Source organism: Paenibacillus barengoltzii NBRC 101215, assembly GCF_004000745.1.
Taxonomy (GTDB): domain Bacteria; phylum Bacillota; class Bacilli; order Paenibacillales; family Paenibacillaceae; genus Fontibacillus; species Fontibacillus barengoltzii.
This window is the reverse complement of record NZ_BILV01000060.1, coordinates 25,164-36,730: the sequence shown is the minus strand read 5'-3', so window position 1 is coordinate 36,730 and position 11,567 is coordinate 25,164. Positions and strand designations below refer to the sequence as shown.

Below are 11,567 nucleotides of genomic sequence, written 5' to 3'. Positions count from 1 at the left end.
CATCCTTAATCTATCGTTCTGATCAAAGTTCAGAGGGGCTGGTTTTACACTCCAACTCCCTTTATACTTTATATTTGATACCTAAAAATATCCCGCAGTATGAACTTGGAAATGGAGACCTTAATCAATGTTGACTCATTCCAATCCTTCTATTAAGAAACAGATTTATGACCGAATCTCATTTCTCGGCACCGTCTCCAAAGCCGATTTAATGAACGAATTTTCACTCACCCCCAGCAGCATGACGCGGTTCCTGGAGGAGATGACCAACCGGGGGTTGCTCGTCATTTCCGGGCTGGGGAACTCGACCGGCGGCCGCAAGCCAATCTTGTTCCAAACCAATCCGAAGTACCGGTATATCTTAGGGTTGGAGATTTCCCGAATTTACTCGGTTCTCGGTTTGTATGATATGCATTTGACCCCGTTGTCGTTGGCTCGTTGGAAAATGGATGAACACATGACACCGGAGGTGCTGGCCGACCTTGTTACCGATACGGCCAAAAGGTTTCTTCATGAGCATGGCATCACATCCGCCGACGTACTGGGCCTGGGCATCGGGGCGGTAGGCCCGTTGGATCATCAGAATGGCATCATCCTCGAACCGGAGTGGTTCCCCGCGCCGTCCTGGCGCCACGTCCCGATCTGTGCCATGCTTGAAGAGAGATTGGGTATCCCGGCCCAGCTAGATAACGGCGCCAACACCGCGCTGATCGGCGAACACTGGGCCCTGCGCTCGGACACGATCCGCCATGCGCTTTACGTACACGTCGGCGTGAATATCCGGTCCGCCGCTATGTCAGAAGGCCGGATTCTTCGGGGCGCCGCCGATACCGAGGGAGCGATTGGACAAATGATCATTCAGATGAACGGACCCAAGCTCCGCAATAAAGGCAACTCCGGTGCCTTGGAGGCTTTCGTGTCCGTGCCTGCGCTGGAAGATCGGGTACGTGCAGAGCTGAAGAGCGGACGCAGCAGCGTCTTGTCCAGCCTAGCCCCGGAGCAGATCAACTTCGCGACTCTGGTGGACGCGTTGTCGCAGGATGATCCGCTGGTTAAGGAACAATTTCAGGAGACGGCGGTCTGCCTCGGAACCGGGCTGGCGAATCTGATTAATGCGTTACACCCTGAATATGTTGTATTGGGCGGCCCGCTGATCAACGCGCACCCGCTCGTCTTCGATACTGCGGTGGAGGTCGCCAAGCAGAATGCGTACCATTACCCTCAGTATAATCCGCTCTTCACCCAAGGGCAGCTGACCGAATCCGCCGTAGCCACAGGAGCCGCCTTGATGGTGCTGCAGCGCTGGTCAGGGGATTAGAACATCACGCAAAAGGCGTTGTTTGCACACAGCGCCTTTTGCATGTTTCTGAGCGCTGTCCTCCTATCCCCTTCCACTCCTGCTGCGATACTCACTAGGGGACATACCCGTGGATTTCTTAAATAGCCGCGAGAAGTATAACGCATCGTTAAAACCTACGGAGGAAGCGATTTGGTCAATGGTTAACGGGCCGGTGAGCAGCTCCTTCGCTTTCTCGATCCTGACCTTCGTCAAGTACTGCTTCGGTGACAGTCCTGTCCGGGCCTTGAAGGCGCTGAACAGATGGGCGCGATGGTAACCTAAATTGCGCGCCAGCTCTTCAATACCGATCTGCTGCGGATACTGCAGCTGGAACCAGCGGATCGCCTGCTCTACCTGCCGGTCGATCATCGTTGGCTCTTTCGCTGCGTTACGAGGCAGGTGCTCCCGATTCACCCTTCCGAAATGATGCAGCAGCAGCGTCATCCAGCCCGCTACCTCAAGACTCTCCAAATGCGGAGGGTCGCTTTGACGAAACGATGATCGCAGCCGAGCGTATAACTCCCGTAGTTCCTCCGGCTCTTCAGAACTTACCACCGGTTTATCCGGTGTAATGCCAACATCCGCCAACTGCCGAAGGACCCCCGGTCCTCTTAACGCAACCCATGCGTAATGCCACGGATCTAGGGAATCCGCCTCGTAAGTGAACAATCCCTCTGGAAAAATGACAAAGGTATCCCCCGTCCGGCAAGAATATTCCTGTCCTCCCCAGGTATACGTCCCCTTCCCTTCAAACACCGTATGCAGCAAAAAATAGTCATGCACGGACGGCCCAATGCGATGGTTCGGGTGCGGCCGCCCTTGTCCGCTAAACAAAATCGTGATATCCCGCTCTCGGTCATCGGGGTTCATCTGGACTTCAAACAAGTCGTGATCGGGAAACAATCCTCACAACCTCCTGAACGCATAGTGGCCTGCTCTCCCTAGCGTAAGGGATGGCAGACCAAAATACAACATTCCTCCATACTTCCCTTTCATTCCTCCATACCTTTCCATCAGCCGGAAAGCTATATTGAGGAGGAAAAAGGAGGAGATCAAACATGTCCAAAATTACATTTATCGGGGCTGGAAGTACAGTATTCGCAAAAAACGTACTAGGCGATTGTATGTTGACTCCCGCGTTGCAAGGCTTCGAGCTGGCTTTGTACGATATTGACCTGCAGCGCCTCAAAGATTCCGAGAACATGCTAACCAATTTGAAGCATAGCAGCGGCAGCACGTGTGTCGTCAAAGCCTACACCGATCGGAAGGAAGCGCTGAGAGGTGCGAAGTACGTGATCAACGCCATCCAAGTCGGCGGATACGATCCATGTACGATCACGGATTTCGAGATTCCTAAGAAATACGGGCTGCGCCAAACGATCGCCGATACAGTGGGGATCGGCGGTATCTTCCGCAATCTGCGGACCATTCCGGTAATGCTGGACTTTGCCGCAGATATCCGAGAAGTGTGTCCCGACGCGTTGTTCCTCAACTACACGAACCCAATGGCCGTGTTGACCAACGTCATGAATACATATGGCCAGGTTCGTACCGTGGGTCTCTGCCACAGCGTGCAGGTTTGCGTGCCCGGATTGTTCGACAGCCTAGGTCTGGACGCAACCGGGGTTCAGGCAAAAATCGCAGGCATCAACCACATGGCTTGGCTGCTCGAAGTTACCCGGGACGGCGTTGACCTCTATCCCGAAATCAAACGACTTGCGGCAGAGAAGCAAAAGCAGCCGCATCATGATATGGTCCGTTTCGAATTAATGTTGAAATTTGGTTACTACGTGACCGAATCGTCGGAGCATAACGCTGAATATCATCCCTATTTCATCAAACGGAATTACCCTGAACTGATCGATCGTTTCCAAATTCCGCTGGATGAATACCCGCGCCGCTGTGTCGAGCAAATCTCGAATTGGGAGCGCATGCGCGAAGAGCTCGTGAACAACCGGGAGCTGAAGCATGAACGCACGCACGAGTACGCTTCGTACATCATGGAAGCCATTGAAACCAATGTTCCGTTTAAGATCGGAGGCAACGTCATGAACACAGGGCTGATCCCGAACCTGCCATCCGAAGCGTGCGTGGAAGTTCCCTGCCTTGTGGATGCCAGCGGCGTAACGCCTACCTATGTAGGAAATCTGCCGCCGCAATGCGCTGCGTTAAACCGGACGAACATCAACACCCAGCTCTTGACGATCGAAACGGCGATTACCCGTAAGAGGGAGCATATCTACCATGCTGCCATGCTCGATCCCCACACGTCCGCCGAGTTGTCCATCGATGATATTATCGCATTGTGCGATGACTTAATCGAAGCGCATGGCGATTGGCTGCCAACTTATCACTAATGGCGAGTCTCTCAATTATTTGACCGACCCGATCATCCCGGCCACAAAATGCTTCTGCATCACGAAGAATACCATGGCCGTCGGAAGCGTTGAAATAACGATCGCCAGCATGATCAGTCCGTAATCCGGTGAGTAGCTGGAACCCAGCGTCGAGATCAGCAGCGGCACCGTCTGCTTCTGTGGCGTCTGCAGCACGATCAGCGGCCACATATAGTTGTTCCAGCTGCTCATAAACGTGATAATCGCCGCTGCCGCATACGTTGTCTTCATCGTAGGCACATAAACGCGGAAGAACATCCCCAGCTCGGATAAACCGTCGATCCGGCCCGCTTCCAGCAGCTCCTTCGGGAACATCTTGGTGCTCTGGCGGAAGAAGAAGATCAGAAACGCTGTCGTCATCGTCGGCAGCACAACCGCGGCCAGCGTGTCGATACCGATCAAGGGCAATAGATTGGTAATTCGGCCGAACATGCGGTAGAGCGGCACCATCAAAGCCGCAAAAGGCAGCATCATCGACAGCAGCAGCACGTTAAATACCATGTCCTTCGCTTTGCTGCGGTAAATCTCGAAGCCATAACCCGCCAGTGAAGCGATCAGCAGGGCGAGCAGCGTCGTGGAGACGGAGACGGCCAGCGAATTCTTAAGCGCATTTAGGATATCAACGGAATCCAGCAGGTTGCGCAGGTTTGCCCCAAAATGGGAGCCCGGCAGCAGCTTGCCCCGGGTGACGTCCACCGACGGGTTCGTTGAGCTCACGATGATCCATAGAAACGGAAAAATCGAGACAAACGCCGCCACAGCGAGGAAGGCATACATCGAAAATCGTTTGGCCGCTCTAAGCATCGCGATCACCTGCCACTTTAAACTGGATGATGGATAAGAGTATGATCATCACGACAATGGAATACGACACCGTTGCCGCATACCCGAAATTTGCCGAGTATTTAAACGAGAGATTGTAGATGTACTGCGAGATCGTAGAGCTGGCGTTCCCAGGTCCGCCCTGCGTAATGTTCATCACTTCGTCGAACAGCTGCAACGTGCCGATGGTCGAAGTGATTGAAGTAAACAAGATGATCGGTTTCAGGAGCGGAATCGTAATCCGGAAAAACTGCGTCACCGCCGACGCCCCGTCGATTTTGGCCGCTTCGTAAATCGTCGGCTCGATATTTTGAATCCCTGATAGGTAAAAAATCATGTTATATCCGGTCCAACGCCAAGTGATCGCGATAATGATCGTCACCTTCGCCCAGAACGGGTCGGTGATCCAGGGGATCGGTTCGGATATGAGGTGCAAATGCAGCAGCATCAGATTCACTAATCCGTCGCCTGCAAACAGATACTTGAAAATGACCGAGTACGCGACCAGTGACGTGATGCAAGGCAGGAAAATTGCCGTGCGGAAGAAGCCTTTCCACTTCAAATTCCGGTCATTTAACACGACGGACAGCACCAAAGCCAACAACACCATGATCGGCACCTGAACAACCAGGTAAATCAATGTATTTTTGACCGCGGTCAGGAACATGGAGTCTGTAAACAACCGCCGGTAATTCCCCAGCCCGTGATAGGTCAGGTTCGAACCGGTGCCGGTTTGCAGTGATAGGATGAAGGCTTGGATCATCGGATAGAAATAAAACCAAGCGATCATCAGCACCGCAACAATGACAAAAGACCAACCGATAATCGAAGTTTTCCAGCGCAAGCGAAGTGCAGGCCCGGATGCTCTCATTGATTTCATCTCCTTCTCTTTGTAGTCCGCAAGGCCGCCTCAGAACCAGTGAAACCTTGGAACTGGGAACAGCCCAAGGTTTCATTAGTTCCTTTCGCTTCGCTTATTGCAGCTGGGATTCAGCCTGAGCTTGAGCGTCGCGCATGACGCTGTCCACATCTTTGCCGTTTAAGTAATTTTGAACTTCGATGACCAGAATGTCCTCAATCGCATAGGTGTGCAGCCCGTAATTGACCTTAGGCACTTCTTCCGTCCACTTCGCGAAATCTGCATAAATCTTCTGGCCGCCAAAGAAATCATCGGCTTTATCATAAGCAGAACCGCTGGAGGCTGCCTTCAGCGAACCAATCGCACCGATCTTCTCCAGCAGCAGGGAGTAGAATTCGCTGTCCGAACCAAACGTTTCCGCGAGGAAATTCGCTGCCGCGTCCTGACCGTCCAGGTTCATGACATACCATGAACTGCCGCCAAGGCTCGAGGCGTTCACGGAATTGGCGCTGCCCGCCAGTTTCGGCGTTGGGACAACCGCCCATTTGCCGGATTGGGAGGCCTCGGCTTTGACGGACGGCGTAATCCAGTTACCTGTAGGCACGGTCGCGACATCTCCGTTGTTAAAGGCCGCCAGGAATTGGCTCCAGTCCGAATTCATCTTGACGATATTCGCATCAAACATCGCTTTGTACGTTTCCAGCGCTTCCTTGATTACCGGATTGTCCGCCAAGTTTGGCGTTTTGCCGTCCTCCTTCAGATACCACTCTCCTGCTGACTGCGCCATCACCCGAATTAACCCGAGGTCGTTGGGATCTTGAGTCAGCATATCTTTGCCGGTAACTTCTTTGATCTTCTTGCCGATTTCGATATATTGGTTCCAATCGATGTTCGTCACATCGTCCAAGGTATAACCTGCTTGCTCCAGGTAATCCGTCCGCACATACAGCCCTGTTGCTCCGGAATCGAACGGAACGCCGTATTGCTTGCCGTTATAGCTGGTTGGCCCGATTTTGTACTCGGCGAAATCCTCTGCTTTGATCACATCAGACATATCACGGAATGCATCCGGATAAGCCTGCAGGAAGTTTTGCGCCCGGTAGTCTTCAATCAGCACAATATTGGGTAGCCCTTTGGTTGTTCCCGAATTGAGCCCGGTGTTCAACTTCTGCACGATATCGTCCTGCGCATATTCTACGATGTTCACCTTCACGTCGGGATGCTTCGCTTCATAGCGTTCTTTGGCCAGGTTCAATGCCGCAATGTTGAAGTTGGGATCCCAAGCCCAAACCGTGATTTCCTGGCTGCCTTGCGACGCTCCCCCGCCGTCTCCTGCACTCGAATCGGCTGAATTACCTGGATTTGCCGCGTTCCCACCGTTTCCTGAAGTTCCGGAACCTCCGGAACAAGCAGACACCACCAGCGTTAGCAGTAAACTGGCTAGCAGCACAATCAAGCTTTTTCTCATTTCGGTTCATCCCCCTCGTGTTTAATGATGGGCAGCGCTTTCAACCTATAAGTAAGCGCTTCCTTTTACTCGCTTTTAGGATAGCATTGCGGTCGAACCGGCCGTTAGGAATATCTTTGTGTGGTTTGGTGATTTTCTTGTCCGTGTGAAGGAGGGGCTTTCGCGGCAGTGGTCTATTTTTTGGAAAATGGAAAAATCTTTAGACCGCATCCCCGGTAACCTCCGTTTCCTCCATTAACGGGAGCACAATGCGAATTTGCGTCCCTTGCCCTTTAACACTGGAGATCTGTACACCGTAGGACTCTCCGTACAACAGCTTGATTCGGTGATTAACGTTCTGAATACCAATACCCGCAGGCTTCCGTCTCCGCCCCTTGGAAGCGCCCGAAACTGATTCGTCAGAGGTGTGCTGCTCCAGCATTAGTTCTTGTCCGCCATTTTCCATTCCGTCCCCGTTGTCTGCCACTTCGCACACAAGCGAGTGCTCTGTTCTCGAGATCAGGATGTAGATCGTCCCTTCGGTTTTGACGTTAAACGCATGGAAAAAGGCGTTTTCGATAAACGGCTGAAGCATCAGCTTCGGAACCTTGCAATGCATACAGTCAGGCGACACGAAATAGCTTACCTTGATTCGGTCGCCGTACCGGACTTGCTTGATAAATACGTAGTTTTTCAAGTTCTCCAGTTCCTGCTCGATCGTGATCGTTTCGTTGGCATTGCTGATCGTATTTTGCAGCAGGGAGATCAGCGCATTAATCGTCTCGGCGGCCGTCTCCTTATTGCCCTTCTGCACCAACAACTTGATCGAAGCGAGTGTATTGTAAAGAAAATGCGGGTTGATCTGCCGCTGCAATGCGGCGAGCTCGGCGTTCCGCTGCTCCTTCTGCGTCTCCAGCAGCCGGTGCACATAATCGTTCAGTTCGTCCAGCATGTAGTTAAACGCCTTGCTCAGCTCTCTTACCTCATAACTGCCGCTGACAGCGATATAATTGCGGAAATCCTTCTTTGTGATGGTCGACATCAGCCGGACCAGACGGGTTAACGACAGCGTTAATCGGCGTGAGATCACGAACACAACTAGCAGCGCAGCGCCAATGATAGTCAAGCAGATCAGCGCCAGTTGGCGGATGTTCATGATCTGCCCGGCGGTGTACTGCCGGTCGATCAGATTCACCAGATAGAAATGATAAGGCGGAAGCTCATTCGCCAGAATGATGGCATCTTGACCAAACGCTGTACCGTTTAAATAATCGAGCTGGTCGCGCTTCAGCGTCTCCACATCGCGTAGCAGCTCCGGCGACTTGCCGCCGATCAGCTCCGTGCGGTTGCTGGAGACCACGACTCCAGAAGGATCGAGCACCAAAACATCGTTGCCGTTGCTGGTAAAGTTGGCAAAAAAACGCCGAAACTCTGACTCCCGTATCGCGATATAGAGCATCCCGTAACTAAGCCCGCCGGTTCGGTCGACCAACGCTTTCGTAGCCACAATAAACCGTTCCTTGCCCGCTTTCCCGTCCCGCTCATCGTATTGGTACAACACTCGCAGCGGCTCGGCGGCAGCTTGGCGGGTTAACGGATCGTCGGCAAGATCCTGCGGCGACGCCGGCCAATAATTCGGATCGGTGGAATAGCTGCGCCCATTAACCCCGATAATGGTGACAGCAACATCATATGCCCCCAGATTGGACGAGATTTGCTCCATCTGCTCCGCCATGCGGTAGTAAACCTTCGACATCGCCACCGAATTCGTATCCCCGCCGGTGAGATACGTCTTCACCGAACCGCTTTGCGAGGCAAACGTGACGGCGTTAACGACGGAATCGTTAAATGATTCCAGTCCAGTATTGATCTGATTTAATACCTTCCCGTTGGTGATACTGAACGTCTCAGCAAACAGCCGCTCCGCCATGCGGATGGTGATCAACGAGGTGAGCAGACACACGGCAACGATGCTGACGGTCATGACGATGAACAGTTTGGAAATCAGACGGCTGCGGCGAAATTTTTCGATCAACTTCATCCGTCATCCCCTCTTGGCGAGCTGCTGCCGCCGGTATTCCCGCGGCGACAATCCCGTATGTTTTTTGAACACTTTGGTGAAATAACTCGGGTCCGAATAACCGACGCGGCTGCCGATTTCCGAGATCGGCAATCCATCTGAACGCAGCAGTTCCATCGCCTTGGCAATCCGAACCCGGTTCAAATATTCGCTGAACCCCTCATCATTGTGAGCGGAGAAATAACTCGATAAATACGACGGATTAAAGTGAAAATGCCGACTAAGCGAGGTTAAAGTGAGCGGCTCGCCATAGTGCTCGTCGATATAGTCGAGCAGCAGCTTCATGTTACCGTCGCCGGGGAGCGGAACGCGGGCGGCAACGATCGATTCTACTTCGCTTAAGAACGTGTTAAACGCCTGCAGAGCACCCGTCGCATCCTGCGCTTCATCGATCGCTTTGAAGTAAGCGTATTTTAACCCGTCCAGTTCCTTCGCCTCACGATGAAGCTCCAAGGCAGCAAGGGTGACATGGAAGACCGCATTCCCCAGGAACGATTTGAATTCAAATGGCGTTTGCAAGTAACAACCGGCCGCTTCGGCGGCAAGTTCTCGCATTCGTGCAAAAACTTCCTCCGCCTGCCCCCGCTTCAGCCCGGACAGTAATTCCTTCATATCGAACGCAGGAAGACCGCGAGCTGGGGGCAACTCATCCGCCTGTAGGACGGTTATCCCCGGAAAATAAAACCGATAGCTCAGCAGCTTCAGCCAATCCTCCCGATACATACTCCCCAAATCGTTTAGCTCCGCAAATTCGCTGCCGATCACCCACGTTGTCTCCGGCATCGCCTCCGCCTTGTTCCGCGCGTACTCGCGAATCGCCTCGATCACTTCCTGGCTGTCGGCATCGGAAAAATTCAGCAGCATCAGCAACCGTTTGTCCCCGGTAACAATACTTTGGAGCCGCACCGGAACAGACAGCTCCTGTAATCGGCTTTCGAGCCCTGCCGCAAGTCCCTCCAGGTACCCTTCCGGCTCCCCGGCCATCCACCCGGCATCCGTGCCGGTCAGCAGGAACCGCTCGTAGGGGAAAGCTGCCGCCAGCCGTGCATCCCCCTCCTCCGGCGCGTATCCGTCAATCAGCCGTTCAAGCAAACGGACGAGCGGCAGGTCACCGCGCACAGCTTCCTGGAGCGCCAGCCCGGGAATTTTGCGGGCAGTTCTTTGCAGTACCTGCAACAGCTCCTCCGTCTCCAACTTGGGCTTGAGGATGTAGTCCGCGACACCGCTCTGGAATGTGGAACGCACATACTCGAACTCCCCAAAGCTGCTGAGCACAATCACCTCGACCTGCGGGTAACGGGCTTTCAGCACGCGGGTAAATTCCTCCCCATCCATCACCGGCATGACAATATCCGTAATGACGATATGCGGTGACAGTTGCTCCACCAGCTTTAACGCCTCTTTGCCATTCGCTGCTTCGCCGACAATTTGAAATCCTTGCTGCTCCCAATCCAGATGGTGCTTAATCCCCTGCCGTACCAACAGCTCGTCATCAACGATCAGAACCCGGCAAAGCTCTCTCATATCGATCCCCCCAGCTTCCATGAATGTTCACTCCTGATGACAGCGGTTACAAAAAAGTGAACCGGCGGACTCCCGCCGCTCACCGACACCGCAGATCCAGCCGATAATTCACAGCGTATTCCACCTCTTTGAATCCTTCTTGAAGATATAAGGCCTTCGCCCGTTCATTTTCCGCATTCACGCACAGGATAGTCCGGTGATAGCCGCTTTCCCGGCCAAACTCCATGGCCCGCCGCAGCAGCAGACGTCCCAGCCCCTTCCCCTGATATTCAGGGAGAAGCGCCAACGAACCGATGTTCATGATCGGCGCATCCAGATATTCATCGTCCGAACAGCGCACGATGCCGACCGGCCGTCCCTCATGAACCAAGAAGATCATCCCGCCGTCCAGATAATCCGCCTCCTTGGCATACTTCGCCGCCATATCCGGTGTGATCGGTGTCTGGCTGCCTTTTAACTGGGAGAAGCCGGCGTTCCGCACGGCGCACCAGGCTCCCTCGTCCTCCCCGGGACGAAACCCGCGCAGACTGTAGCCTTTCGGAATTTCATAGGGCACAGGCTCCAGCTGCTCGTTCACCAACAGGAAGGAGTACCGCTCCACCTGAAAACCAAGCTGCGGAACGATCTCCATCAGCCCGGGATTGACGGACGGGACAAAAATAAACATCTTGTCCAAGCCCTCGCCATGCTTCACGATTTCGTCAAGCAAGCGCCGATACACCGCCAGATCTCCCGTCTCGCTATGCAAAATGCGAAAACGCGCCTGCAGGCCTTTCCGCTGATAGGCATCAGCAATAATGGAAGCAGTGCCAATCAACTCTCCCTCCCTATTAACAGCGATATAGGTGGGGTGTTCTTCGTGAATTTGAAATTCCGTCAAATCCTCTTCATACAGGAAGGAATCGTCGACCTCCTGACGATGCTTCCGGCAATACGCCTTGAAGTCCTCCAGCCGCTCCGAACTTAAGGCCGATATCTGAATGTCCATATGGGGTCCTCCGCCGATAGTTATTTCCAGTCGTCCCTATTATATAAGACCGGGTCAATGGCGCACTATAGCATCTTCCTTCCTCCCGCTTAATATATTTGAAAGCAGGAAG

Annotated in this window: 9 protein-coding genes; 2 read left to right on the top strand and 7 right to left on the bottom strand. The window is 53.3% G+C overall.

All coding sequences use genetic code 11. The features are described from left to right. Positions 1 to 127 precede the first annotated feature (127 nt). The gene (locus PBA01S_RS16560; RefSeq protein WP_028538005.1) at positions 128 to 1,318 is read left to right on the top strand and encodes an ROK family protein; all 1,191 of its coding nucleotides are present in this window, start codon (positions 128 to 130) and stop codon (positions 1,316 to 1,318) included. Between the two features lie 63 nt (positions 1,319 to 1,381). Here PBA01S_RS16560 and PBA01S_RS16555 read toward each other — a convergent pair whose 3' ends face one another. Then, positions 1,382 to 2,242, bottom strand: coding sequence for a helix-turn-helix transcriptional regulator (locus tag PBA01S_RS16555; RefSeq protein ID WP_127576365.1), 861 nt, complete (start codon positions 2,240 to 2,242; stop codon positions 1,382 to 1,384). Between the two features lie 155 nt (positions 2,243 to 2,397). On the opposite strand from PBA01S_RS16555, the gene PBA01S_RS16550 reads away from it, so the two are divergent. After that, complete coding sequence (locus tag PBA01S_RS16550; protein ID WP_127576364.1) at positions 2,398 to 3,696, top strand: alpha-glucosidase/alpha-galactosidase; 1,299 nt, start codon at positions 2,398 to 2,400, stop codon at positions 3,694 to 3,696. Between the two features lie 15 nt (positions 3,697 to 3,711). Here PBA01S_RS16550 and PBA01S_RS16545 read toward each other — a convergent pair whose 3' ends face one another. The 6 genes from PBA01S_RS16545 to PBA01S_RS16520 form a co-directional block, all read right to left on the bottom strand. Further along, the gene (locus tag PBA01S_RS16545) at positions 3,712 to 4,539 is read right to left on the bottom strand and encodes a carbohydrate ABC transporter permease (protein ID WP_127576363.1); all 828 of its coding nucleotides are present in this window, start codon (positions 4,537 to 4,539) and stop codon (positions 3,712 to 3,714) included. After that, positions 4,532 to 5,428: a carbohydrate ABC transporter permease gene (locus PBA01S_RS16540; protein WP_028538009.1), complete on the bottom strand. Its 897-nt coding sequence runs from the start codon at positions 5,426 to 5,428 to the stop codon at positions 4,532 to 4,534. The genes PBA01S_RS16545 and PBA01S_RS16540 overlap by 8 nt, the downstream gene beginning before the upstream one ends. 103 nt (positions 5,429 to 5,531) lie before the next feature. Continuing rightward, complete coding sequence (locus tag PBA01S_RS16535; protein ID WP_127576362.1) at positions 5,532 to 6,884, bottom strand: ABC transporter substrate-binding protein; 1,353 nt, start codon at positions 6,882 to 6,884, stop codon at positions 5,532 to 5,534. Between the two features lie 199 nt (positions 6,885 to 7,083). Then, entirely contained in the window at positions 7,084 to 8,904 is a 1,821-nt protein-coding gene (locus PBA01S_RS16530) for a cache domain-containing sensor histidine kinase (RefSeq protein WP_051416834.1), read from the bottom strand. 3 nt (positions 8,905 to 8,907) lie between these two features. Then, positions 8,908 to 10,488 (bottom strand): response regulator transcription factor, encoded by a 1,581-nt coding sequence (locus tag PBA01S_RS16525; RefSeq protein WP_307719269.1) that lies wholly within the window; start codon positions 10,486 to 10,488, stop codon positions 8,908 to 8,910. Between the two features lie 58 nt (positions 10,489 to 10,546). Beyond that, the gene (locus PBA01S_RS16520; RefSeq protein ID WP_028538013.1) at positions 10,547 to 11,455 is read right to left on the bottom strand and encodes a GNAT family N-acetyltransferase; all 909 of its coding nucleotides are present in this window, start codon (positions 11,453 to 11,455) and stop codon (positions 10,547 to 10,549) included. Positions 11,456 to 11,567 lie beyond the last annotated feature (112 nt).